The following is a 25,608-nucleotide window of genomic DNA, read 5'->3' as shown; positions in this document are numbered from 1 at the left end:
TGGGCCAGATCAGGTGCGAACCGCAGCTCGCGGATCAGATGCTGGAGTTGAGCGCCTTGATCGGCATCGACAGGTCTACCAGCAGATCGAGGTCCGCCTCGGCCGGGCGGCCCAGTGTGGTCAGGTAGTTGCCGACGATGACCGCGTTGATGCCGCCGAGGATGCCCTGCTTGGCGCCGAGGTCGCCCAGGGTGATCTCGCGGCCGCCGGCGAAGCGCAGAATGGTGCGCGGCAGCGCGAGCCGGAAGGCCGCGACCGCCTTGAGTGCCTCCGCCGCGGGCAGAACTTCCAGGTCACCGAACGGTGTGCCCGGACGCGGGTTGAGGAAGTTCAGCGGCACCTCGTCGGGCTCGAGGGCGGCGAGGTCGGCGGCGAACTCGGCGCGCTGTTCGAGGGACTCGCCCATGCCGAGGATGCCGCCGCAGCAGACCTCCATGCCCGCTTCGCGAACCATCCGCAGCGTCTCGAAGCGCTCTTCCCAGGTGTGGGTGGTGACGACGTTGGTGAAGTGCGACTTCGCGGTTTCCAAGTTGTGGTTGTAGCGGTGCACGCCCATGTCTTTGAGCTGGTCGACCTGCTCCTGGGTGAGCATGCCGAGGCTGCAGGCGATCTGGATGTCGACCTCGTTGCGGATCGCCTCGATGCCCGCGGCGACCTGGCTCATCAGCCGCTTGTCGGGACCGCGGACGGCGGCGACGATGCAGAATTCGGTTGCGCCGGTCTTCGCGGTCTGCTTGGCGGCTTCGACGAGCGACGGAATGTCGATCCAGGCGCTGCGCACGGGCGACTCGAAGAGTCCCGACTGCGAGCAGAAGTGGCAGTCCTCCGGGCAGCCGCCGGTCTTGAGCGAGATGATGCCCTCGACCTCCACCTCCGGGCCGTTCCACTTCATCCGCACGTCGTGGGCCAGCGCGAGCAGTTCGGTCAGCCGATCGTCGGACAGTTGCAGCACCTGTAGGGTCTGTTCCTTGCTGAGCCCGACGCCGCGTTCGAGCACCTGCTCGCGGGCGATCGCGAGGATGTCGTCGGCCGGGATCGTCTCGACGGGGGCGGGGATCGTCTCGACGGGGGCGTCGACGGATGCCTGGGTCACGTGAGTACTCCTTGTTGGGGGTGAAAAGTGTCGTGCGGGCTGAAGATCGAGGGATCGAACCAATCGGGGGCGCGCGCGCAGAAGTCCGCGCGGGACAGCGCGCCGACGCCGGCGGGAATCACCCCGACGACGGGTACGCCGGTCAGGGCCGGCAGGTCGTCGCGGTTACAGGTCATCGCCAGGTCGGGGGCGTCGGGCCACGATCCGATGATCAGCCCGGCCGGGGTGAGGCCACGACGGCGGATCGCCTCGACGGTGAGCTCGGTGTGGTTGAGGGTACCGAGCCCGGGCGCGACGACGATGTACACCGGGGCCGCCACGTCGGCGGCGACGTCGAGGAGCGTGTAGTCGGGGGCCAGGCGTACCAGCACGCCGCCCGCACCCTCGACCAGCACGACGTCGTGTGCGGCACCGAGCTCGTCGACGGCAGCGGCCACGACGGCTCGGTCCAGGAAGGGCAGTCCGGCTCGACGCGCGGCGGTGTCGGGGGCCAGCGGTTCGGGGTAGCGCGCGCATTCCGCGGTGGTCAGCGGTCCGGCCAGGCGGGTCACGTCGGCGAGATCGCCCGGTTCGCCCGCCCCGACGCCGGTCTGTGCGGGTTTGCAGACGGCGACGCTGCGGCCCGCCGCGCGGGCCGTCGCGGCGAGGGCTGCGGTCGCGATCGTCTTGCCGACGTCGGTCGAGGTCCCGGTGACCACCATCGTCGACGCGCTCATGCGGACATCACCTGCGCCCGAACGCGATTGACGACGTCGGCGACGTGGTCGACGGTGGCGTCGTCGAGGTCGGCGCGCGCGGTGAGACGCAGCCGCGACGTTCCCGCGGGCACCGACGGCGGCCGGAAGCAACCGACCAGCACGCCCTCGGCCCGACATCCCGCGGCGATGGCGACGGCCTGGTGCGGGTCGCCGATGATCAGTGACACCACCGCCGCGGCCGGTTCGTGGCCGCCGCACTTGGCGGCCAGTCGCGCGGCAGCGGTGCGCAGACGCTGCGGCAGTTCGGGATTCGCCCGCAGGATGCCGAGCGCGGCATGGGCCGCGCCGACGGCCGCGGGGTTGAGCCCGGTGTCGAAGATGAACGGCCGGGCACAGTCGATCAGGTGCTCGCGGACCAGTGTCGACGACGCGACCACTCCGCCCTGTGCGCCAAGCGATTTCGACATGACGGTGGTGACGATCAGACCCGGGGCACCGGCGAGTCCCAGTTCGGCGACCAGCCCCCGCCCGCCCGGTCCGCGGACCCCCAGCGCGTGCGCCTCGTCGACCAGCAACGCGGCACCGGCGGCGTGCGCGGCCGCGTAGAGCCCAGCGACGGGGGCGGGTTCGCCGTCGATGCTGTACACCGAGTCGGTGACCACCAACGCGCGGCGGAAAGCGTTGGTGCGTAAGGCTTCCGCTACCGCGTCGACGTCGCCGCGACCGACCACGACCACCTGCGCGCGAGACAGCCGACAACCGTCGATCAGCGACGCATGTGTTCCGGCGTCGCTCACGATCAGGTCGCCGCGTCCGACGAGCGCGGTGATCGCCCCGACGTTGGCGAGGTAGCCGGAGGAGAAGCACAGCGCCGCGGGCCAACCGAGGAAGTCGGCGATGTCACGTTCGAACTCGTCGTGTGCGGCGGTGGTCCCGACGACGAGTCGCGATGCCGTCGAACCCGCACCGAACCGCGCGGCCGCACGTTGTGCCGCGGCGATCACGTCCGGATGTCCCGACAGCCCGAGATAGTCGTTCGACGCGAGGTTGATCGCGGGCGAATCCGCTTGGCGCACGAGTAGTTCGCGGTGCAACCCGGCGTCGGCGCGGACCGCCGCGGCGTCGGCGAGCCACGCCAGCGGGTCGACGGTCGGAGGTGTGACAGTCGAATCCGCGACAGCCGCCTCGGACTCCGCGGCGATCGATGGTGCGATAGTCATGCGCTGACCTCCTGTAGTGCGCGAGCGGCCGACGCCGCGGCGGTGACCGCCGCCCGGACACCCGCGCAGATGACGGCGACGTCGTCGTCGGTGCACACGAACGGCGGCATCACGTAGACGAGGTCGCGGAAGGGTCGAAGCCACACGCCGGCGTCGACGGCGGCCCGGGTGGCGACGGCGATGTCGACCGGGGCGTCGAGCTGCACGACGCCGATCGCGCCGAGGACCCGCACGTCGGCGACGCCGGGCAGCGACGCCAGCGGCGTCAGGCCGTCGCGCAGGCCGGCACCGATGGCCGCGACGCGTTCGCGCCACGGCCCCGACAGCAGCAGCTCGGTGGAGGCGACGGCGATCGCACAGGCCAGCGGATTGCCCATGAACGTCGGGCCGTGCATCAGCCCGCCTGCCTCCCCCGCACTGATCACCCGTGCCACCGTCGAGGTGCACAGTGCCGCTGCGAGAGTCAGGTAGCCGCCGGTCAGCGCCTTGCCGACGCACATGATGTCGGGGACGACGCCCACGTGGTCGGCGGCGAAGAGCTCGCCGGTGCGGCCGAAGCCGGTGGCGATCTCGTCGAAGATGAGCAGCACGCCGTGCGCGTCGCAGATGCGCCGCAGCTCGGTCAGATAGCGGGGGTCGTGGAAGCGCATGCCGCCCGCGCCCTGGACGACGGGTTCGACGATGACCGCGGCCAGTTCGTCGGAGTGCGCGGCGACGGCGTCGTCGAGTTCGGCGACGTAGGCGGCGTCGAAGTCGACGGGCGGCGGCGAGACGAAGATCTGCGGAGTCAGCACGTCGGTCCACAGCGAATGCATGCCGCCCTCGGGGTCGCATACGCTCATCGGCGCGAAGGTGTCGCCGTGGTAGCCGCCGCGCCAGGTCAGCAGTTTGGTTCGACGCGGCGCGAGGCTGCGCTGGTACTGCAGTGCCATTTTGATCGCGACTTCGACCGAGACCGACCCCGAATCGCAGAGGAACACCTTGTCGAGGCCGTCGGGGGTGATCTGCACCAGCAACTCGGCCAGCCGCGCGGCCGGCTCGTGGGTCAGCCCGCCGAACATCACGTGACTCATCTTGCCGAGCTGCGCGGTGGCCGCGGCGTCGAGCACCCGATTGCGGTAGCCGTGGATGGCGGCCCACCAGGAGCTCATGCCGTCGACGAGTTCGGTGCCGTCGTCGAGGATCAGGCGCACCCCGGCCGCCTCGCGGACGATGAGCGGAGCGGACTCCGCGGGCATCGCACCGTAGGGATGCCACAGGTGCGCGGCGTCGACGGATGCGATGTCGGTCACGGGGAGTCACATCCTGTCGGTATAGTGAGACGGCACACCTGTACGGCGTACAGGCTCCTGTACACCGTACAGGTACACTGTCCTCGTGGCCAACACCCGACGTGACGTGCTCGACGCCGCCCGCGCACTACTGAACCGAACGAGCCTCGGCGATCTGTCGATGCGCAGGCTCGCGACCGACCTCGGTGTGCGCCCCAACGCCCTCTACTGGCACTTCCCCAACAAGCAGACCTTGCTCGCCGCGCTCGGCGACGACATACTGGCCGTCATCGGCACCCCCGACAGTTCGCTGACCTGGGACGATCAGCTCACCTCGCTGGCGACGTCGCTGCGCGAGGCACTGTTGTCGGTGACCGACTCCGCCGAACTCGTCTCATCCAGCTGGGCCAGCGGCCTGTCGCAGATGACCGTCGCCGACCAGATCCGCGGGGTGGCGCTGATCGGCGGCCTCGACGCCGACGACGCGCAGGCGGTCACCACCGCCGTCTGCCAGCTCACCATCGGATTGACGATCGAGGAGCAGACCCGCATCCAGATGGAGCGCCTCGGCGTCGCCGAACCGTCCGGACGCGATTTCGCCGGCGAGTTCGACGCCGCGCTGCGGGTCGTCGTCGACGGCGCGCGCCACCGCGCGTCGACCGCGGTGGGCGCGCACTGACGACAGCACCGAATGCCCGAAATCCGCCGGCCGGCACCGGCTGTTTCGGGATCTTCGGCCGGCGCCGCGCCGTGCACCGAATCGGTTTTGTCAGCCGATGCGGGTAGATTGACCAACCGATCGACCTGCCCGCGACCGCCGAGGAGAATGCCCGTTTTGGCTGCCCCCACCCGCGCTGAGCTGAACAAACCGTCGCCGTCGGCGTCGGAGGCCTCTGCCTACCGCACCGACCTCGACGGCCTGCGCGGCGTCGCGATCATGCTGGTGGCCTGCTTCCACATCTGGTTCGGTCGGGTCTCCGGTGGCGTCGACGTGTTCCTGACGCTGTCGGGTTACTTCTTCATCGGTTCGCTGCTCAAGCACGCGATCGCGAGCCAGTCCGAGATGATCGGCTTCGGCGCCACGATCAACCCGTGGCCACGGCTCAAACGCCTGCTCCGACGGCTCCTGCCGGCCCTGTTCACCGTGCTGATCGCGGTGTCGGTGCTGACCGTGCTGCTGATGCCGCAGACCCGGTGGGTCAACATCGGCCGCGAGGTGATCGCGAGTGCGCTCTACTACCAGAACTGGTATCTGGCCTTCAATTCCCAGGACTACCTGGCGGCGAGCTCCGCGAACAGTCCCCTGCAGCACATGTGGTCGATGTCGGTGCAGGGACAGTTCTTCGTCGCGACGCTGCTGATCGCACTGACCGTCGCCTGGCTGATCAAACTGGTCGCCGTGCGCTGGCCGGTCGTCGGGGACCGCAAGGTGATCACCTCGATCGTCGCCGCGGGCGTGCTCGTCGTCGCGGCGTTCTCGTTCTACTGGGCGCATATGCGCATGGGCGTCAACCAGCAGTGGAACTACTACGACACCCTCTCGCGCACCTGGGAGCCGCTAGCGGGTGGTCTGCTCGCGATCTGGATGCCGCGCTGGCGCGCACCCGTCTGGCTGCGCAACGTCGTGGGTGTGATCGCGCTGACGATGATCGTGTCGTCGGGCTGGTTGATCATGGGTGTGCAGCAGTATCCGGGCCCCCTCGCGCTCGTCCCGGTCGGCGCCACGCTGCTGCTGATCTGGTCGGGGATGTCGATCCCCGACGCCGCGGGCCAGGCCGCGCAGGCGCCGGTCAACCGGTTGCTCGCGACCAGGCAGGCGGTGTGGCTGGGGACGGTCGCCTACTCGCTGTATCTGATTCACTGGCCGCTGCTCATCTTCTATCTGCACTGGCGCGACAAGGATCACGCGAACTTCATCGAGGGAACGGTCCTGCTGATCGTTTCCACCACGCTGGCCTGGCTGACCAAGCGTTACATCGAGGATCCGCTGCGCGGCGGCGGACGGTCCAAACTCGCCGACTCGCACGCCAACCCGCGCCGCATCTCCTACACGGCGGCGGTGACGTCGGTTCTGGTGGTGCTGTCGCTCGGCACCGGCGTCGCCATCAAACTGTGGGACCGGCATGTCGCCAACATCGTCGTCGACACCACCCGCCTCGACCCGACCATCTACCCGGGCGGCCGCGCGCTGCTCGATTCGTCGATCAAGGTTCCCAACGTCGACCCGCAGCCGACGCCGCTCGCCGTCGCGCGCGACTTCCCGATGACCTCCACCGACGGCTACATGAGCAGCTTCGAGGACAACGACATCCACGTGGGCGTCTACGGTGACCGCACCGCGACGAAGACCCTCGCCCTCGCCGGTGGATCGCACGCCGAGATGTGGATCACCGCGCTCGACGCCCTCGGCAAACGCAACCACTTCAGGGTCACCACCTATCTCAAGATGGGTTGCCCGCTGTCGACCGAGCTCATCCCCAAACAGCGCGGTGTGCCCTACCCACAGTGCCACGACTGGGTGATGCGAGTCATGAAGAAGGTCATTGCCGACAAACCCGACGCCGTGTTCACCAACTCGACGCGACCCAAAGACGAGGGCATCGGCGACTGGACGCCCGACGACTACCTGCCCATCTTCGACGAGTTCGCCGCCGCGGGCATTCCGGTACTCGGCATTCGCGACACCCCGTGGCCGCGCAACGCTCAGGGACTGATCGACACGCCCAACTGCATCGCGGGTGGCGGCAACGCCCGTTCCTGCGGCAGTAATCGCCGGATCCATCTCAATCCGGTCGATCCGGCGATCGCCGCGGCCGCGACACGGCCGATGCTGCACCCGCTGGACATGTCCAACGGAGTCTGCAGCGCCGACTTCTGCCCGGCCATCGCGGGCAACATCATCGTCTACAAGGACCTTCATCACCTGAGCGCCACCTATGTGCGCAGTCTCACCGACGAACTCGGCCGACAGATGGCGGCGGCGCTGCCGTGGACGGGCGGAACCGGTCAGAGGTAGCGGAGCACACACCGAACACTCCCGACACAGCCATCCCGAATCCGGCTCTTTGCGAGCCCTCCCATTAGGGTCGTCATATGCAAAATGCGGTGAACATTCCGTCCGGCACGTCGTCGACGCCGGATCTGCCCACACCGGAGCCGACGACGGCCGCGGCCGCCGTGCAGCGGTGGCCGGGCACCGCCTACCCGCTGGGCGCCACCTACGACGGCGCGGGCACCAACTTCTCGCTGTTCTCCGAGGTCGCGACCCGCGTGGAACTGTGTCTCGTCGCCGACGACGGCACCGAACGGCGCATTGAACTCGACGAGGTCGACGGCTACTGCTGGCACGCCTACCTGCTCGGGATCGAGCCGGGCCAGAAGTACGGTTTCCGCGTGTACGGCCCGTTCGACCCGGCCGCGGGTCACCGCTGCGATCCGACCAAGCTGCTGCTCGACCCGTACGGCAAGGCGTTTCACGGCACATTCGACGCCGGACACCCCAGTCTGTTCTCGACGCCGCCGGAACTGGCTGCGACGGCGACCGCCGACGACCTCACCGGTCTGGACTCACTGGGCCACACCATGCTGTCGGTGGTCATCAACCCGTACTTCGACTGGCAGAACGACCGCGCACCGCGTCGTCCGTACAACGAGACGATCATCTACGAGGCCCACGTGAAGGGCATGACCGCCGCCCACCCCGACGTCCCCGAGGAATTGCGCGGCACCTACGCGGGACTGGCACACCCGGCGATCATCGACCACCTCAAGTCGCTGGGGGTCACGGCCATCGAACTGATGCCGGTCCACCAGTTCCTGCAGGACTTCGTGCTGCGCGAGCAGGGCCTGCGCAACTACTGGGGCTACAACACCTTCGGCTACCTCGCGCCGCATGACGAGTACACCGCGCGGCGGGATCAGCCGAGCAGCGCGGTCACCGAGTTCAAGGCGATGGTGCGGGCCTTCCACGCCGAGGGCATCGAAGTGATCCTCGATGTGGTGTACAACCACACCGCCGAAGGAAATCACCTCGGCCCGACGCTCAACTTCCGGGGCATCGACAATGCCGCGTATTACCGTCTGGCAGAAGACAATCCGGCGCTCTACAAGGATTACACCGGCACCGGTAACAGCCTCAACGGCCGCCACCCGCACACGCTGCAGCTGATCATGGACTCACTGCGCTACTGGGTCACCGAGATGCACGTCGACGGCTTCCGCTTCGACCTCGCCTCCACACTGGCCCGCGAACTGCACGACGTCGACCGACTGTCGGCCTTCTTCGACCTGGTCCAGCAGGATCCGATCGTCAGCCAGGTCAAACTGATCGCCGAGCCGTGGGACGTCGGCGAGGGCGGCTATCAGGTGGGCAACTTCCCGCCGCTGTGGACGGAGTGGAACGGCAAGTACCGCGACACCATGCGCGACTACTGGCGCGGTGAGCCCGCGACTCTCGGCGAGTTCGCATCGCGACTGACCGGGTCGTCGGATCTCTACGGCACCACCGGGCGGCGCCCCTCTGCGTCGATCAACTTCGTGACCGCGCACGACGGTTTTCCGCTGGCCGATCTGGTCTCGTACAACGAGAAGCACAACATGGCCAACGGCGAGGACAACCGCGACGGCGAATCGCACAATCGCTCGTGGAACTGCGGCGTCGAAGGTCCTACCGACGACCCCGAGATCCTCGCGTTGCGCGCTCGCCAGCAGCGCAACATCCTTACGACGCTGCTGCTGTCGCAGGGCACGCCGATGATCGCGCACGGCGACGAGTTCGGCCGCACGCAGGGCGGAAACAACAACGTCTACTGTCAGGACTCGCCTATCTCCTGGATGGATTGGTCACTGGCGCAGAGCAATTCAGATCTTCTCGACTTCACTCGACGCGTCATCGCGTTGCGCACCGAGCATCCGGTGTTCCGGCGTCGACGATTCTTCAAAGGCCGCCCGATCCGCTGGGGCGAGCCGGAGGTCGACATCGCGTGGCTGACCCCGGCGGGTGAGGAGATGACCGCCGCCGACTGGGACTCCGGTTTCGGCAAGTCACTGGCGGTCTTCCTCAACGGCGACGGCATCGCCGAACCCGACCTGCGCGGCCGCAAGGTCACCGACGACACCTTCCTGATCTGCTTCAACGCCCACTACGACGAGATCGACTACACGATGCCGCCGCAGAACTACGGCGCGGAATGGATCGGCGAACTCGACACGTCCGACGCCGTCGGAGCCAGTACTGTAACGGTTGGTGCCGGCGGACGACTCACCGTCGCGGCACGCAGCGTTGTCGTACTGCGCAGGCAAGAGAGGGTGCCGCAAGGGTGATGGCCGCAGAGGACAGGTCCGGCGACCACACGGCACCACCGGTCGCCACCTACCGGATTCAACTGACCCCCGACTTCCAGTTCGGCGACGTCGTCAAGATTCTTCCGCAGTTGTCGGCGCTCGGAGTCTCGCATCTGTACCTGTCGCCCATCGCGACGGCGATGGCCGGATCGCAACACGGCTACGACTGGGTGCCCTCGCGCATCGACGACGACGGCGCAACCGGCGTCGTCGTGGCCGAGGCGCTCGGCGGTCTGACCGGGTTGCGCGCGCTGCGCAAGGCCGCGCGGAAGAAGGGTCTGGGCATCATCGTCGACATCGTGCCCAACCACATGGGCATCGCCGACCCGCTACAGAATCCGTGGTGGACCGACGTGCTGCGGTTCGGCCAGTACTCGGAGTTCGCCGAATTCTTCGACCTCGACTTCTCCCCCGCCAACGGGGTACAGGGCAAGATCGCGCTGCCCGTCCTCGCCTCCGACGGGGACCTCACGCCGCTGCGGATCGACGACGCCGGGAACCTCGTCTACCACGACAAGGTCTTCCCGACCACGCCGGGAACCGCCGAACCGGGCAGCGATACCACGCAAGCCCATGCGGCGCAACACTATCGACTCGTGCCACATGACAGCGGGCTGATCGGCTACCGTCGCTTCTTCGCCGTCAACGAGCTCGCCGGTCTCCGTCAGGAGAACGCCGCCGTCTACTACGCGACCCATCAGTGGGTGATCGACCTCTACGACGAGGGACTCATCGACGGTGTCCGCGTCGACCATCCCGACGGCCTCGCCGACCCCGTCGGCTACCTGCGGCAGTTGCGCACCGACCTCGGGCCGGCTGCCCTGATCTACGTCGAGAAGGTGCTCGCCCCCACCGAGGAACTCGACGCCACGCTACCCGTCGAAGGCACCACCGGCTACGACCAACTGCGCATCGTCGACGCCCTGTTCGTGTCGGAGGCGGGCCTGGTCGAGCTGACCGAACTCCACGAAATGTTCACCGGCGCAACGGGCGACGCGCAGTGGCTGCACGACACCGCCATCGCCCTCAAGCGCCAGACGCTCGCCACGACCTTCCCCGCCGAGCACGCCCGGTTGGTGCGGGCCATCCGCGACGTCGAACCCGATCTCGGCCTCACCGCGGGCGCGGTGTTCGAGGCGACCGGCGAGCTGATCGCGACGTCGTTGTTCTACCGCGAGGACTACCCCGGGCTGCTGCGCTATTTCGCGAGCAACCTGGCGTCGTTGGCGACGCGGCGGCCGGAATTGGCGACCGCGGTCACCCTGATCGCCGATGCCACGGCGTCGATCGGCGAGTCGAGCGCGCGGCTGGCCCAGACCACCGGCGCGGTCACCGCGAAGAGCGTCGAAGACTGCCTGTTCTACCGCACCGCCCGCCTCGTGTCCGCACAGGAAGTGGGCTGCGACCCCGGGCACGCGACGATGACCGTCACCGAATTCCACGAGCACAATCAGCGTCGGATGGCCACCTGGCCTGCCGCGATGTCGGCGTCGAGCACGCATGACACCAAACGCGGCGAAGACGTCCGTGCGCGGATCCGGATGCTGTCGCAGATCCCACAGCGCTGGATGGGCACCGTCATCGAGATCAATCGTCGGACCCCGCCGCCGGACGCGCTGACCGGATTGTTCTTGTTGCAGAATATCTTCGGCATCTGGCCCGACGACGGGCTGCCCACGCCGCAGTGGTTCCTGCGGGTGCACGCCTATGCGGTCAAGGCGATGCGTGAAGGCGCGCTGCACACCTCGTGGACAGCGCCCGACGCCGAATTCGAGGATGCCATCGCCGCGTGGATCGACGAGGTCACCACCGGCGACAACGCTGCCGCACTGTCCGCACTGGCCGCCGAAGTCGATATTCACTGGCGGGCAGAAGCTTTGGCGCACAAGGCGATAACGCTGTTGGGTCCGGGCGTTCCAGACATCTACCAGGGCACCCAGTGGTGGGAGGATTCGCTCGTCGACCCGGACAACCGGCGTCCGGTGGACTACGCGCAATCGACCGATCACCCCAAATGGGAGCTGATCCACGCCGCCCTGAAGCTCCGGGCCGACCATCCGGACGCGTTCGGCGTCGACAGCACCTATGTGCCGCTCGTCGCCGAGGGTGCGGGCAGTGACCGGATCGTCGCTTTCGGACGTGGCATCCCCGACCGCGAGGTGCCCGACGTCGTCGTGGTGACCGCCCGCTTCACCCACAGCTTCACCGATGACGTGCGTGCCGACACGAAAGTCCCTCTCCCCGAAGGAGATTGGGTTGACGTCGAGTCGAAGGAGCGCTACACCGGTGAAGCCTCGATCAGCGACCTGCTGGCCGACGGGCCGGTAGCGTTGCTCGAGCGCCGTAAGAGCCGGCGAAAGAAGTAGCGGAGCCGGCCTCCGAGCGCAAGGTCCCAAAGCGAGAGATCCCGCGCGCAAGATTCAGAAGTGCGCAGACCCCTCGCTCCCGAGCCTGGATCCGCCGACGGCACCCCTTCCGCTGGTTGAGCCGTGAGGAGCGTTAGCGACGAGCGTGTCGAAACCTCTCAGCCACAACGACTTTCGACGATGCGCGCCAATATCGGCGATGACACCCGGCAAGTGACGCGTGTGCACCCGTACGGGTGCACACGCTTCAATATTCGATACCGTCACAGTTCGACACGTGCGCCACCATCAAATGCATTGTGGTACAGAGGTTTCGACACGCTCGTCACTTCGACTCGGCTAGCGCCTCGCTCAGTCATCCTGCTGGTTGAGCGAGGCGAAGCCGAGTCGAAACCACTGCGACGCTGCAGGTTTCGTCATTACCCGCCCGGTGGGGTTTCGACTCGCTCCGCTCGCTCAACCGGCAGAGAAACGCAACGTCACACAACTCTTTAAGCGCTGCCGAAGCGAGCTCGCGAGCCACCACTACCCCGCAGGTGTGCTCGCCGGCGCCGACGTCGTCGTTGCAGGCAGGGATTGGCTCGGGTCGATCTTGCCGCTACTGTTGCCGGGCAGTCCGTCGACGCTCGACACCAACCACTTGCCGTCCTCGTGGCGCAGACCTAGGCGCAGCACCATCGTGTTGGACGCGCCGGACGGCGCCTGCGCGCTCGTGCCGCTCGCCTCGGCGAGCACGACCGTCTTGGCCGAGGAGTTGTCGAACGACTCGACCGCGGAGAAGTAGATCTTCGCGGTCACCTTGAGCTTCAGGTCGGTGACACTCTTCTCGGTGTCGGCGCGATCCTTCTCCAGGCGGGCACGCAGGTCACCGGTCGACAGCGGCCCCAGGATCTCCTTCGAGTTCGCCGCCTGATCGGTGTTGAGAGTGCTGATCAGCGCCGTGACGTACTTCTCCGACGCCGACTTCACGTCGTCGAACGCCGACAACTGCCGACTCTTCTCGACCCACTGCCACACCCCGACACCGATCACCGCGATCAACGCGACGACGAGCACCCCGGCCGCGACCTTCTTGAGCATGCTCTTGGAGATGGTCAGCGAGATGTCGCCGTTCGACGCGGACGCGTCAGTTGCGTCGTCTGCCGCGACAGTCTTCTTCGGTTGCGCCGCAGCCTTCTTCGCTGTGGCGACTTTCGCCGCCTTACCCGTCGGTTTGGCGGCCGACGTCGGGGACTCCGCCGCGGACGACTCCTCGCCGTCGGTCGGCTCGTCGTGGCTGGTCAGGTCGGTAGGGTCGTCGGAAGAATTACTCGGCATCGGTACTTTCTCGTCTCACAATGGCCCGGCGTCGGGTCGGGCGGCACACGACCGCACTAGCGGCACGCGCAGCGCACTATTTGTCCAGCGGCACGGTGCGCGCGTTGGGATCGTAGTTGGGCGGGGGACCCGCGGTGTCGTCGCCGGCCGGACGCGGAGCGTTCGCCGATCCGCGGATCTGCTGGTTCTTATCCTGCGTGACACAGTACAGATTGACCGGCACCGCAAGTTCGAGCACCTTCGTCGGGCGGGTCGGTGTGACCGCGTAATTGCAACTCGGGCGCGGATACAGGGACGCCAACGCCCACCATGCACCGTCGTGGAACATCTTCATGCTCTGAACGGACCCGTCGCGGATCGAGGGCAGCAGGTTCGCGAGTGCAGGCGCGCGCAATGCCCCCTGGTGGGCGACGTCGCGGAACTGCTTGACCAGATCTGTCACCGGATCGCGCATCTGGTTCAGCGACCCGGTCAGACTCGTCAACTGCGTTGGCGCCTGACCCAGCAGGGTCCGGATCTCCTTGTCGGAGGCCACCAGAGAGTTCACCAAGGTCGACGACCCCGACGTGAGCGTCGCCAGGTCGGGCTGAATGCCCGCCGTCGTCTTGAGGATCGTGCCGGTGTTCTGGATCAACGACGTCGTGTCCGGCATCGCGCGGTACAGATCGGCGAAGATGGTGCCGCCGGAATCCAGCAGTGCCTTGAGCTGGTTGTCTCCGCGGTTGATCGCGAGGTCCAACTCGTTGACGATCGACGCCAGCTTCACCGGGTCGATCTGATCGACGACGCCCAGCGTCGACTCGAGCATCGTCGAGAACGGGACCGTCACCTTGGTCTGATTGACGTTGATCGTGTCGCCGTCGTTCAGATACGGACCGTCCGCGGTCGGCGGCTGAAAGTCGACGTACTGCTCACCAGCCGCCGACAACCCGCGGGCCGCGACCACCGTGTTGCGGTTGATCTTCGTGTTGCCGTCGATGCGGACCTTCACATCGACCGACGTCGGCGTAGCCTGAATTCCCGCGACCTCGCCGATCCGCGCACCGCGCAGCGTCACATCGGAATTGCCTTGCAGTCCACCGGAATTCGGGAAGTGAATGGTCAACGTGTAGTTACTGGTGAACGGTTGCCAGCGCAGCGTGCCGAATCCCAGGTAGGCGAAACCCACCAACATCACGGCCACCAGGCCGAGGTTGCCCACCATGATCTTGTGTTTCCGGATCCACTTCATCCGCAGCACCCCTTCGTTCCGCTCAGGCGCGCCAGGATTCTCGTCAAGGTCTGCTGGAGACTCTGCGAACCGGCGTCGACGTCCTGCAGCTCGGGCAGGCGAGTCGCCTGATCGAAGCCGACGCCGGGCGAGAGCCAGTACACCTTCGCCGACGCAGCCGCAGCGCCACCCGGCGTCGACTTGCGCCACAGCGGGTTGAGTTTGACCAGGTTGTCCGACAGCGGTCCCAGAACGGTCGCCGCCTCCTTCAGTCCGGCGAACGCGGTCGACAGGTTGGTCAGCAGATCGATGGTGTCCTGCTTGTCCGACCGCAGGAAGTCCGACGTCGCGGCGGTCACCTTGTTGGTCTTGTCCAGGGTGGTCAGCAGCGTCGACATCTGGCCGTTGATGACGTCGATCGCGGCGGGCAACTTGGCGATGGCGGCCACCATCTGGTTGCGCCCGGCGGCGAGCTGTTCGGTCAACGTCCGCGTGTTCGCCATCGCCCGGTCCACTTCGCCGGCGTTCGCGTTGAAGCGGGTGATGGCCGTGGTGAAGCCCTTGATCGCGCCCGACAGCTCGGTGCTGTCGCCGGACACCGCGTTCGACAGTTCGGTGAGTATCGTCTGCAGCGAACTCAGCGACCCGCCGTCGACGACCGCCGCCGCCGATACCAGCAGATCCTCCACGGTGGCGGCCGCGGTGCGCGGACCGTCGAGCGTCCCGCCGTCGCCGATGTACGACGACGCCGTCCCCTTCGGAACCAGCAGCGCGACGAAGACGTCGCCGAGCGGCGTCGCCTGACGAAGTTCGGCGCCGGTGCCGTTAGGCAGCTGAATCGACTTGGACACCTCCATGCGCACGTGGGCTTTGTAGTCCTTGGCGACGATGTCGGAGACCTGCCCGACGTCGGTTCCGTTGAGCTTCACCTTGGCGCGCGTCGGAAGGTTCAGCGCATTGTCGAAGACGGCGTTCACGGTGATCGCATCGCCGATGCCGCCCGGGGCGGGCAGCGGAATGTCTTCGACGGTCAGGCTGGGCAGCAGGCTGCAGCCCGACATCGTCAGGGCGAGCGCGGTCATGCACGCGGTCAGGAATCCGGCGCGCCGGCCGTTGCGTTTCACGCTCATTTGCTCATCTCCAGCAGTGCGGAGAAGACACCGAGGTCGGGGCCGAAATCCTTCAGCTGACCGGTCCGGCATCCGTCTTTCTGCAGGTTGATCGCCTCGCAGAAGCGCGACAGCATCTCATTGTCGAGTAGGGACTTGTCCAGCAGCACCTGGGCCCGCCAGGCGCCCTGCTCGGCGGAGATCGAGTTGCTCAGGTTCTGGAACAGCAGCGGACCGAGGTCGACCGTCTCGACGACCTGGCGCGAGTAGTCGCTCAGGTTGGCCGCCAGCGCCGCCATCCGCGTCGACTCGGCGCTGATGGTCCCGACATTCGACGACAGGAATTCGGTGGTGTTCTTCAGCATCTGGTTGAGGTTGGCCAGCGTCGCCAGCAGACCCGGCGACTGCGCCTGCAGCATCGACGAGACGCTGGTCATCGTGTCGGAGAAGGCCTTCATCTTGGGATAACCGGCGACGAGCTTCGTCGTCAGCTCATTCACCGATTTGAGGATGTCGACGAGGGCGTCGCCGTTGTCGGCTCCGATCTTCCCGGTCTTGGCCAGCTGATCGATCGCTTTGCGCAGTCGGACGCCGTTGTCTTTGGTGATGCCGTATTGGATGTCGAGCAGATCGGCAACCGGTCCGCTGCCCGGCTTGTCGCCGCCGAGTGCGGAGGTGAGTTTGTCGATCGAATCGAGCAACTCGCCGATCTCCACCGGATCCTTGGCGTTCTTGACCACGCCGCCGTCGCCCAGGGTCGGCCCCGAGCTGTACGTCGGCGACAACTCGATGTGGCGGGTCGTGACGATCGAGGTGTTCACGATCGCCGCGGTGGCGTCGGCGGGGATCTTGACGTTCTTGTCGACGGTGAACGTGACTTTGACCCGATTACCTTGCGGTTCAACGGAAGTCACCTGCCCGACCGGCATACCGAGCACGGCGACGTCGTTGCCGTCGTAGAGACCGGACACGCTCTCGAAGTACGTGGTCATCACATTGGCCTGCCCGAAGGCGGCCTTCCAGCTCGCGGGCACCATCGAGCAACCCGAGAGTCCGGCGACGGCGGCGAGCGACGCCACCGCGAGCAGCAGGGAGTTCTTTCGACGTTTCATCAGCATCCGTCCACCACCCGGGCCGTGCACAGCCAGTTGTCGGGAAACAGCCCCCACGGCAGGTATCCGTTCGCGTACGGACCGTCGCCAATCGCGTTGGTCGTGACGCGCGCGGTGATCGGCAGGATTTCCAGTAGTTTGCGCAAGTTGTCGCGGTTCTTCTCCAGGCCCTGGGAGATGGTGTTGAGGTTGGCGAGGATCGGCGCGAACTGATCCGCGTTCTCCGCCGCCACCGCTTTCGCCTGGGTGGCCAGCGCGGCGATGCCGTCGAGGAGTCTGGTGACCAGCGCCTCACGAGCGACGATCTTGCCCGCCAGCTGCTGGCCCTGCCCGACGATGATGGCCAGCTGCAACTGCCGGTCGTCGACGATGCTGGTCACCGTCTTGGTGTCCTTGACCAGCTGGTTCACCTCGTCGCGGCGGTTGGTGATGATCTGCGACATCTGGGCGAGTCCGTCGAGCGTCGACGTCATCACCGCGGGCGTGCCCGCGAGCTGCGAGTTCAGTGTCCGCAACCCCTTCGCGAATTCGGTCGAGTCGATTCCGGCGATGATCGGGGTGCCCTGCTCGATCGTCTTCTGCAGGTCGTAGGGCACCGAGGTGTGCGCGATGCGCTCGCCGTCGAGCGAATCCTTCGAGTCGCCGAGGGAGATGTCGACGTAGCGCTGACCGAGCAGCGTCGACAGTTTGATCTCCGCCGATCCGTTGGCCGTCACCGCGACGTCGTCGTCGACCTGCATGGTGATCTTGACGTGGTCGCCTTCCAGCGATGTCGCCTGGACCTCGCCGACGTTGATGCCCGCGACACGGACCTTGTCGCCCGGGCGGATGCCGCCCGCCTGCTCGAAATCGCCGTACAGGGTCTGCTTGCCGATGCCGAGCGACGAGAAGCCGACGACCCCGACGAGCAGCAGAATGATGACGACGGTGCCGATCAGCCCGTACCAGACACGGCGATTGTTGTCGAAATTCTTGCGCAGCCTGCTCATCGGCACACCACCGAATGGCTGGTACCACCGATTTTGTTGAACAGTCCCGGCGGCAACAGGACATTGCCGAAGGAGACGTCGAGGTCGCACGAGTAGATGCTCAAGTACGCTCCCTGACCGAGTACGAAGGGGAAATGTCCGAGGAACACCGGCAGCACCTTGGCCGCCTGGTCGAGCTTGGCGCCGGAACTGATCAGCGTCGCGGTGGCTTTGCGCGCGTCGGACCCGACATCGCGCAACGACGTGCGCGACGACGCGAACACGTCGGCGAATCCCGCGGCGGTCTGCCCGACCTGACTGACCGCCTTGCCGAACGTCGCCGAGTTGGTGTTCAGGTTCTGGATCAGGGTTGCCGTGCTGGTCAGCAAGGTGCCCATCTGGTTGCCCTGCGTCGCGAGGTCGCGCAGCACGGCGCTGAGATTGTCGATGATGCCGCCGAGCACGAGGTCGCGGTCGGCCATGTCGTTGGCGAGCTTGCCGACCTGCGCGACGCTGTAGCTCAGCGACACCGAATTGCCCTGGAATGCCTGGATCAACCCCTCCGAGAGCGCGTTGACCTGGTCGGGTTGCAGCGTGTCGAAGACCGGCTGAAAACCGGCGAGCAACTTGGTGACGTCGAAGGAGTCTTCGGAGGGCTGGCGCAACTGCGATCCCGCCGACAGCGGATCCGACGGTTGGCCCTGCGCCAGCGACAACGCGAGATACCGCTGGCCGATGAGGTTCTGGTACCGGATGGCGGCCGCGGTGCTGGTGTACATCGGCTGGTCGTCGACCACCTCGAAGGTGACTCGTGCCTTGCCGCCGTCGAGTTTGATGTCGTCGACGCGGCCGACCCGGACCCCCGCCATGCGCACGTCGTCGCCGACGGCGAGCCCGGAAGCGTCGTGGAACAGCGTCGAGAAGTTGCGGGTGGAGCCGGAGACCGACCGTTCCAGCGTCGACCAGATGGTGTAGGTGAGCAGCAGGGCCACCACACCGAAGATCGTGAAGCCGATCCCCGCCTTGCGGATCTTGGCGCGTTCGGCGCTCATCGGCCTCCTCCTTGCTTCGGCTTGACCTTGACCGACTGCACCAGCGGTCCCAGCATCAGCGTGTCCGCGGCACCGGGCTTGCGGCCCAGCGCCGACTGCAGCGTCTTGTTGTCATTGGTGGTGGTGACGGCGCCGACGGTGCGCCGTTGCAGTCCGTCCGACGGGTAGATCTGCAGCGGGCCGGAACTGGTCGGTCCGGTTCCGGTTCCCGGGCCGACGCAGCCGGGGCCGCGCAGCTGGCCGTACGGACCGCCGTTGTAGACCGGGCAGTTCTGGCGCGTGTAGCGCATGTAGGCGCCGAAGTTGATGCCGAGGTTGAGCTGAACGTGGCCGTTGGTTCCGGTGAACACGGTGAGCACCCGGGCCGCGAGCCGGTTGAGCGCCACCAGCGCGTCGGGCAGCGAATTCGGTTCGTAGACAGCCGATCCCACGGTGAGGTTGAGGTCGTGGATCAGCCGCTTGCCCGAGTCGCCGTTGGCGGCGAACAGTGCCTGCGTCTCGTCGAGGGTGCCTTGCGCCGCCTGCAGCAGCGCGGCGAGGTCGGCCTGCTTTTCAGCGACCGTCATCGCGGGAATCACGCTGCGCCCCAACGCGTTCAGCAGCTGCGGCGTAGAGCGGGTCAAGCCCAGGACGGAATTGTTGAAATTGTCGAAGCCCGACGGTGCACCGGCCGGGAACTGCGCGTTGATCTGCTCGAAGTAGGTGTTGAGCACCCCGGAGAAGGTCTTGAACGTCGTGCCGCCACCGCGTAGGGCGTCGGCGAGGGTGCCGAGGACACTCGCCAGTTTCTCCGGCGGAACGGCGCGGAACAGGTCGCGCAGCTGATTCTGTACATCCTGCAGTGCGAGAGTCTCCTGCGTCTGATCGGCGGGCACCACGGCGCCGTCGGCGAGCCGCGACGACTGCGGGTTGGCCGGCTGGATCAGCTCGACGGAGTTCACGCCGAACAGGTTGCTGGGCACCGTCCGGGCAGTCACGTTGCTCGGGATGCCCGCGGCCTGATCGGGATTGAGTTCCATCGCGACGTTCTTGAGCCGGGTGCCCGTCGACGATGTCTGGTCGCTGGTGGAGATCGACTTGACGGCGCCGACGATGAGGCCGTTGTAGCGGACGTCGGCGTCGGCGATGAGGCCGTCGCCGACGTCGTTGAGTTGAGCGGTCACCTTGGTGACCGTGGTGAACACGCCTTCGTAGCGCATCACCAAGAGCACGCCGATGAGAATCAGCGCGACCAGGAATGCGGCGCCGCGCAGGACGTACTGCAGCATGGACGGGTTGCGGCCCGTGGTGTCGATGTTCACGCGTGGCCCCTAACCCGAGATCCTGATACCCGGCGAGGTGCCCCAGAACACCAGCGTCATGACCAGATTCGCGAACACGATGACGATGATGGCCAATCGGATCGCGTGGCCGGCCGCGATGCCGACGCCTTCCGGGCCGCCCGAGGCGAAGAAGCCGTAGTAGCACTGGATGAAGGTCGTCAACAACACGAAGACGATCACCTTGAGGAACGAGAACAGCATGTCGGTCGACGACATGAAACCGTAGAAGTAGTGCAGGTAGGTGCCCGACCCCTTGCCGCTCTGCACCTGGTACATGACCTGGCAGGCGATGTAGTTGGCGGCCAGCGACACCGAGTACAGCGGGATGATGGCGAGCACGGCCGCCGACATCCGCGTGGTGACCAGGTAGGGCATCGGCCGGATCGCGATGGACTCCAGCGCGTCGATCTCCTCGTTGATCCGCATCGACCCGAGTTGGGCGGTGAATCTGCACCCCGATTGCGCCGTGAACGCGGTCGCGGCGAGCAGCGGGGCGATCTCACGGGTCGTCGCGAACGCCGACAGACCACCGGTGACCGGATCCATGCCGAGCAGGTTGAGTGCGGTGTAGCCCTCGATGCCGACCGTCGCGCCGCCCATGATGCCCAGGATGATCATGACGCCGACCGTGCCGCCGCCGACGACGATCGCGCCGTTGCCCCAGGCGACGTCGGAGAGCAGGCGCCACACCTCTTTGCGGTAGTGCGTGAACGTCAGCGGCACCGCGCCGAGCGATTTGCCCAGGAAGGTGACCTGATGGCCCATCCGCGCGAGGCCGTCGCGCGGGACCAGCGCCGCGTCCTTGGCGAGCTGGACCGGCTTGAGGGCCGGCGGGGTATATCTGGAAGCTGTCATGACCGCTAGACCACCTTCGCCGGGATCACGAGTGCGAACACCTGAGTGAGGATCACGTTGACGGTGAACAGCAGCAGCACCGAGTTGACGACCGCCGCGTTGACCGAGTTGGCGACGCCCGCCGGGCCACCCTTGGTGTTGAGGCCGCGGTCGCAGGCGACCACCGCCACGATGGCACCGAAGATCACCGCTTTGACCATCGCGAAGATCAGGTCCGACGTTCCGGCGAAGGACGCGAACGTACCCGTATAACTACCGGGCGTACCGCCCTGAAAGTAGACGTTGAACACGTAGCCGGTGATGAAGCCGACGAAGCAGACGAAACCGCAGAGCAGGAACGCCACCAGCATCGTCGCGAGCAGGCGGGGCGAGATCTCCCGCTGGATCGGGTCGACGCCCATGACGCGCATGGCGTCGATCTCCTCACGGATGGTTCGCGAGCCGAGGTCGGCGGCGATCGCCGATCCCACCGCGCCGGCCAGCAGCAGCGAGGTGACCAGCGGCGCTCCCTGGCGGATGACGCCCAGACCGGTCGCGGCGCCGGAGAACGACGTCGCGCCGATCTGCCCGGCGATGTTCGACACCTGGATGGAGACGATTACGCCGATCGGAATGGCGACCAGCAACGTCGGAAACACCGACGTCGACGCCATGAACGCGCACTGCCGGATGAACTCCCGATAGGGAAAACGACGCTTGACGATGTCGACGATCAGCACTTTGAACACTTCGACGAACATTCCGAGCTGCCGGCCGAAAGTGTCGAAGGAGGCGACGATGTGATCGTCGAACCATCTGCGCGCCGCGGAGCGTGTCTTCACCCGCGGCGCCGCCCCGGCCTGGGTCGCGGTGTCTGTGGTCAATCCCCTACCTCGCAATTGAGAACTCGAACACGGTGTGACCCCGACTGGCTGGTCGAGGACGGCGCGCACGCCGTGGCACCTTGGACCTGCGACTCGTGATGGTTAGGTAATATACATCGCTCGTCGGCCTATCTTTGACTCTGGTCACACGTGTCGTCAAATCGCACGCCCTTCCCCCTCGGTCTACCGTTGGCGGATGCTCGAACATGAGAGAACATTCCGCGCTCCGGTTACTCTCGCCGACGTCCGCCTGTGGGCCCCGCATGCGACGGCGATCACTGTACAGGCATTCACCGACAGCGACTCGCCGAACGTCGTATCGGTGCCGATGGCTCGCGTGAACGAACACGGCTGGTGGTACCCCGTTCGTGACGCCGTGCCGGCCCCCTACCGCGACACCATGCCCGCACGCTACGGCTTCTGCGTCGACGGCGATCCGACGCCGCTGCCCGACCCGCGCGCCACTCGACTGCCCGACGGCGTGCACCGTCCTGGCTCGGCGCATCGCGTCGCCGACTCGGCCTGGATCCGCGACGACTACGACGATGCCGACTGGACGGGTCGCAGCGTCGGCGACAGTGTGCTCTACGAGCTGCACGTGGGGACGTTCAGTGCGGCGGGCACTTTCGCGGGTGCCGTCGAGCATCTCGACCATCTGGTGCGCCTGGGCGTCACCATGGTGGAGGTGATGCCGGTCAATTCGTTCGGCGGCGCACACAACTGGGGCTACGACGGCGTCGGGTGGTACGCGGTCGATGAGACCTACGGTGGGCCGGACGGCCTGGTGGAGTTCGTCGTCGAGTGTCATCGTCGCGGGCTCGCGGTGTGCCTCGACGTCGTATACAACCACCTGGGGCCGTCGGGCAATTACCTGCCGCGGTTCGGGCCGTATCTGTCGAGCGGCCGCAACACCTGGGGCGATTCGGTGAATCTCGACGGCCCGCACTCCGATGCGGTGCGTGAGTTCGTCGTCGGAAACGCCCTGCGCTGGTTCGACGAATTCCACATCGACGCGCTCCGTCTCGACGCCGTGCACGCCCTCGTCGATCATCGGGCCGTGCATCTGTTGGAGGAACTGGCTACCCGCACAGCGCGATTGGAGCAGCAGGTCGGGCGGCCGTTGTCGTTGATCGCCGAGTCCGACCTGAATGATCCGCGACTGATCTCCCCGCGCGACCTCGGCGGCTACGGCCTCACCGCGCAGTGGAACGACGACATGCATCACGTGGTGCATGCCGCGGTCTCCGGTGAGCGGCAGGGCTACTACGCCGACTTCGGATCCCTGGGCGGACTCGCAAAGGTGTTGACGCAGGGCTTCTTTCACGACGGCAGCTACTCGTCGTTCCGGCACCGCCACCACGGCCGGCCGGTGCCCGTCGATGCCGTGCCCGCGAGCGCGTTGGTCGTCTTCACCTGCAATCACGATCAGATCGGCAACCGCGCGCTCGGCGACCGCCCCACCAGCTACCTCGACGACGGGCAACTCGCCATCAAGGCGGCGTTGATCGGATTGTCGGCGTTCACGCCGATGCTGTTCATGGGCGAGGAATGGGCGGCGTCGACGCCGTTCCAGTTCTTCACCGCGCACACCGAACCCGAACTCGGCGCGGCCACCGCGGCGGGCCGCAAGGCCGAGTTCGCCGAGCACGGCTGGAATTCCGACGACATCCCCGACCCCCAGGCACCGTCGACCTTCGCCGACTCGAAACTCGACTGGTCCGAGCTCGACGATCCGGCGCACCGCCGGATGCTGGACTTCTACACCGCGCTGCTGACATTGCGGCGATCACACGAGGATCTGTCGGCGTCGGGCTTCGGCTCGGTACAGGTCACCCACTCCGACGACGAGACCGGCTGGATCATCCTGCGCCGCGGTCAATTCCGCATCGCGGCCGCATTGCGCGAGGCGGTGACGATTCCCGCGAGCCGCTTCGGCGTCGTCGACGCGGGTCGACTCACCGTCGAATTGTGTTGGGGCGAACCGGAATTGAGCGCCGACTCGGTGCGCCTGCCGCGGCACAGCGTGGCAGTGTTGAAGGAGAGGTAAAGTTCGCCGATCCAGCTCAACCAGCGGGTGTGGGTGAGCCCCGCGCATCCCGCCCGAGACACTAGGTCAGGAACTCGTACTCCGGTGTCCCCGGATGCAGGCGCTGGCAGTTGAGCCGGGAGCGGTCCATCCGATCGAGCAGCGGGTCCAGTCCGTCCGGCGCGCCGAGTTCGATGCCGACGAGCGCGGCCCCGATCTCCCGGTTGTTCCGTTTGACGTATTCGAACAGGGTCACGTCGTCGTCGGGGCCGAGCACCTCGTCGAGGAAGCGTCGTAGCGCGCCCGGCTCCTGCGGGAAGTTCACCAGGAAGTAGTGCTTGAGGCCCCGGTGCACGAGGGAACGCTCGATGATCTCGCCGTAGCGCGAAACGTCGTTGTTACCGCCGGAAACCAGGCAGACGATCGTCGCATCCGGCCCCAGATCCATTGCGGCGACATCGATTTCAGCGAGCGCAGCGGTGGTGAGCGCGCCGGCCGGCTCGGCGATGATGCCCTCGTTCTGGTAGAGCTCCAGCATCGCCGAGCAGATAGCGCCCTCGTCGACGTGTGTGATGTGCACGCCGCCGGCCGGCGGCACCGTCCCGGCGGGCAGGATCGCCGTCGCCGGCGACGGGTCGCCGGCGTAGAGCGGATGTTCGGCGACCGTGGCGCCCGCCGCCGCCATCTCGGCGGCACAGATGGCGCCGATGCGTTTGACCGCGGCGCCGTCGACGAACGAGTCGATGGTGTCGAGGGTGACCGGGTGACCGGCGACGAGGGCCGCCGCCAGCGACACCGCACCGGTGGGTTCCACACCGAGTATGCGGACCGCCGAGTCGGTGCCCCGCAGCAGCGCGGTCGTGCCGGTGATGCATCCCCCACCGCCGACCGGGCTGATCATCAAATCGGGCACGCGGCCGAGCTGCTCGACGATCTCCGCGGCGATGGTGCCCTGCCCGGCGATGGTGCGCGGGTCGTCGAAGGCGTGGATCCAGACCGCGCCGGTCGAGATGACGTCGTTCTGCGCGGCGGCCGCAGCCGCGTCGAAGGTGTCGCCGACGCGAATCAGTTCCACGAATTCCCCACCGTGCCAACGGATCCGGTCGCATTTCTGCTTGGGCGTGGTGGTCGGTACGTAGATCCGGCCGCGGATGTTCATCGCCCGGCACGCGTAGGCGACGCCCTGTGCGTGGTTTCCGGCGCTCGCCGCGACGACGCCGCGAGCACGCTCGTCGTCGGTCAGTTGCGCCATCACGTTGTACGCACCGCGGATCTTGTAGGAACGGACCGACTGTAGATCTTCACGCTTCAAATAGACTTGCGCGCCAACACGTCCGGAGAGCCGCGCCGAGTACTCCAGCGGAGTGCGAACGACGGCGTCAGCGATTCGAATTCCCGCTGCGGTGATCTCATCGATCGAGATCGCTGCTCCGGTTTGTCCGATTGCCTGTTCTGACGTCGTCGTTTGCACTTCATTCACCGATCAATCGTTTCATGACCGGCGTCGACGACGCCCAACGGGTACGCGAGCAGCCCTACGGTTGACGCAGGGCGTAATGGATGCGGACGGCGACGAGGGCACCGAGCCCGACGACGATACCGGCCCAGCTGGCGATCTCCGCGGAGCCGCTGACGACGAGCGCCCCCATGACGGCGAGCAGGGTGCCGAGAACAAGCGCGATCTTGTCGACGGGCCATCCGACGCCGGCGACCGAGACGACTGGAACGACGCGGGAAACACGACGCTGTGCATTGATCTCAACCATGGTCGTCATCACGTCGA

20 protein-coding genes are annotated in these 25,608 nt (G+C 66.7%); 5 read left to right on the top strand and 15 right to left on the bottom strand.

Annotation, left to right across the window (positions count from 1 at the left end; translation table 11 throughout):
- Window positions 1–34 precede the first annotated feature (34 nt).
- The 4 genes from bioB to HH308_RS23630 are packed head-to-tail and all read right to left on the bottom strand — an operon-like array spanning window position 35 to window position 4,303.
- Window positions 35–1,093 (bottom strand): biotin synthase BioB, encoded by a 1,059-nt coding sequence (gene bioB / locus HH308_RS23645; protein ID WP_376767262.1) that lies wholly within the window; start codon window positions 1,091–1,093, stop codon window positions 35–37.
- Window positions 1,090–1,809 carry a dethiobiotin synthase gene (gene bioD / locus HH308_RS23640; RefSeq protein WP_170196719.1) on the bottom strand — a complete coding sequence of 240 codons (720 nt, stop codon included), beginning with the start codon at window positions 1,807–1,809 and terminating at the stop codon, window positions 1,090–1,092. Before bioD ends, bioB begins: the two co-directional genes overlap by 4 nt.
- The gene (locus tag HH308_RS23635; protein ID WP_170196718.1) at window positions 1,806–3,011 is read right to left on the bottom strand and encodes an 8-amino-7-oxononanoate synthase; all 1,206 of its coding nucleotides are present in this window, start codon (window positions 3,009–3,011) and stop codon (window positions 1,806–1,808) included. The genes bioD and HH308_RS23635 overlap by 4 nt, the downstream gene beginning before the upstream one ends.
- Window positions 3,008–4,303 carry an adenosylmethionine--8-amino-7-oxononanoate transaminase gene (locus HH308_RS23630; protein WP_170196717.1) on the bottom strand — a complete coding sequence of 432 codons (1,296 nt, stop codon included), beginning with the start codon at window positions 4,301–4,303 and terminating at the stop codon, window positions 3,008–3,010. Before HH308_RS23630 ends, HH308_RS23635 begins: the two co-directional genes overlap by 4 nt.
- Window positions 4,304–4,388: 85 nt before the next feature.
- Here HH308_RS23630 and HH308_RS23625 point away from each other — a divergent pair, with 85 nt between their 5' ends.
- The 4 genes from HH308_RS23625 to treY all read left to right on the top strand — a co-directional run bounded on the left by HH308_RS23625 (window position 4,389) and on the right by treY (window position 11,991).
- On the top strand, window positions 4,389–4,961 hold the full coding sequence (locus tag HH308_RS23625; RefSeq protein WP_170196716.1) for a TetR family transcriptional regulator: 573 nt from the start codon (window positions 4,389–4,391) through the stop codon (window positions 4,959–4,961).
- 147 nt (window positions 4,962–5,108) lie between these two features.
- Window positions 5,109–7,298 carry an acyltransferase family protein gene (locus tag HH308_RS23620; RefSeq protein WP_170196715.1) on the top strand — a complete coding sequence of 730 codons (2,190 nt, stop codon included), beginning with the start codon at window positions 5,109–5,111 and terminating at the stop codon, window positions 7,296–7,298.
- Window positions 7,299–7,375: 77 nt separating this feature from the next.
- Complete coding sequence (gene glgX, locus HH308_RS23615) at window positions 7,376–9,604, top strand: glycogen debranching protein GlgX (RefSeq protein ID WP_170196714.1); 2,229 nt, start codon at window positions 7,376–7,378, stop codon at window positions 9,602–9,604.
- The gene (gene treY, locus HH308_RS23610) at window positions 9,604–11,991 is read left to right on the top strand and encodes a malto-oligosyltrehalose synthase (protein ID WP_170196713.1); all 2,388 of its coding nucleotides are present in this window, start codon (window positions 9,604–9,606) and stop codon (window positions 11,989–11,991) included. Before glgX ends, treY begins: the two co-directional genes overlap by 1 nt.
- 525 nt (window positions 11,992–12,516) lie before the next feature.
- Here the strand turns inward: treY and HH308_RS23605 are convergent.
- The 9 genes from HH308_RS23605 to HH308_RS23565 all read right to left on the bottom strand — a co-directional run bounded on the left by HH308_RS23605 (window position 12,517) and on the right by HH308_RS23565 (window position 21,757).
- Window positions 12,517–13,308, bottom strand: coding sequence for an Rv1363c family protein (locus tag HH308_RS23605; protein WP_170196712.1), 792 nt, complete (start codon window positions 13,306–13,308; stop codon window positions 12,517–12,519).
- Window positions 13,309–13,384: 76 nt separating this feature from the next.
- Complete coding sequence (locus tag HH308_RS23600; RefSeq protein WP_170196711.1) at window positions 13,385–14,539, bottom strand: MlaD family protein; 1,155 nt, start codon at window positions 14,537–14,539, stop codon at window positions 13,385–13,387.
- Entirely contained in the window at window positions 14,536–15,648 is a 1,113-nt protein-coding gene (locus tag HH308_RS23595) for an MlaD family protein (protein ID WP_211188776.1), read from the bottom strand. Before HH308_RS23595 ends, HH308_RS23600 begins: the two co-directional genes overlap by 4 nt.
- The gene (locus HH308_RS23590) at window positions 15,645–16,745 is read right to left on the bottom strand and encodes an MCE family protein (RefSeq protein WP_170196709.1); all 1,101 of its coding nucleotides are present in this window, start codon (window positions 16,743–16,745) and stop codon (window positions 15,645–15,647) included. Before HH308_RS23590 ends, HH308_RS23595 begins: the two co-directional genes overlap by 4 nt.
- A complete protein-coding gene (locus tag HH308_RS23585; RefSeq protein WP_170196708.1) occupies window positions 16,739–17,728 on the bottom strand; it encodes an MCE family protein in 990 nt (329 codons plus the stop codon). The genes HH308_RS23590 and HH308_RS23585 overlap by 7 nt, the downstream gene beginning before the upstream one ends.
- Complete coding sequence (locus HH308_RS23580) at window positions 17,725–18,759, bottom strand: MCE family protein (protein WP_170196707.1); 1,035 nt, start codon at window positions 18,757–18,759, stop codon at window positions 17,725–17,727. The genes HH308_RS23585 and HH308_RS23580 overlap by 4 nt, the downstream gene beginning before the upstream one ends.
- Complete coding sequence (locus HH308_RS23575; protein ID WP_170196706.1) at window positions 18,756–20,060, bottom strand: MCE family protein; 1,305 nt, start codon at window positions 20,058–20,060, stop codon at window positions 18,756–18,758. Before HH308_RS23575 ends, HH308_RS23580 begins: the two co-directional genes overlap by 4 nt.
- Window positions 20,061–20,069: 9 nt before the next feature.
- Window positions 20,070–20,936: an MlaE family ABC transporter permease gene (locus HH308_RS23570; protein WP_170196705.1), complete on the bottom strand. Its 867-nt coding sequence runs from the start codon at window positions 20,934–20,936 to the stop codon at window positions 20,070–20,072.
- A gap of 5 nt (window positions 20,937–20,941) precedes the next feature.
- Window positions 20,942–21,757: an MlaE family ABC transporter permease gene (locus HH308_RS23565; RefSeq protein ID WP_170196756.1), complete on the bottom strand. Its 816-nt coding sequence runs from the start codon at window positions 21,755–21,757 to the stop codon at window positions 20,942–20,944.
- A gap of 238 nt (window positions 21,758–21,995) precedes the next feature.
- Between HH308_RS23565 and treZ the strand changes: the two genes are divergently transcribed.
- The gene (gene treZ, locus HH308_RS23560; RefSeq protein ID WP_170196704.1) at window positions 21,996–23,846 is read left to right on the top strand and encodes a malto-oligosyltrehalose trehalohydrolase; all 1,851 of its coding nucleotides are present in this window, start codon (window positions 21,996–21,998) and stop codon (window positions 23,844–23,846) included.
- A 61-nt stretch (window positions 23,847–23,907) separates the two neighbouring features.
- On the opposite strand, the gene ilvA is transcribed toward treZ, so the two are convergent.
- Both ilvA and HH308_RS23550 read right to left on the bottom strand, forming a co-directional pair.
- The gene (ilvA, locus tag HH308_RS23555; protein WP_376767261.1) at window positions 23,908–25,305 is read right to left on the bottom strand and encodes a threonine ammonia-lyase IlvA; all 1,398 of its coding nucleotides are present in this window, start codon (window positions 25,303–25,305) and stop codon (window positions 23,908–23,910) included.
- Between the two features lie 55 nt (window positions 25,306–25,360).
- Window positions 25,361–25,600, bottom strand: a complete 240-nt coding sequence (locus HH308_RS23550) for a hypothetical protein (protein WP_170196703.1) — start codon at window positions 25,598–25,600, stop codon at window positions 25,361–25,363.
- Window positions 25,601–25,608 lie beyond the last annotated feature (8 nt).

The organism is Gordonia asplenii, assembly GCF_012933505.1.
Classification (GTDB): domain Bacteria; phylum Actinomycetota; class Actinomycetes; order Mycobacteriales; family Mycobacteriaceae; genus Gordonia; species Gordonia asplenii.
The sequence above is the reverse complement of the archived record's forward strand: the minus strand, read 5'-3'. Positions and strand labels throughout refer to the sequence as shown.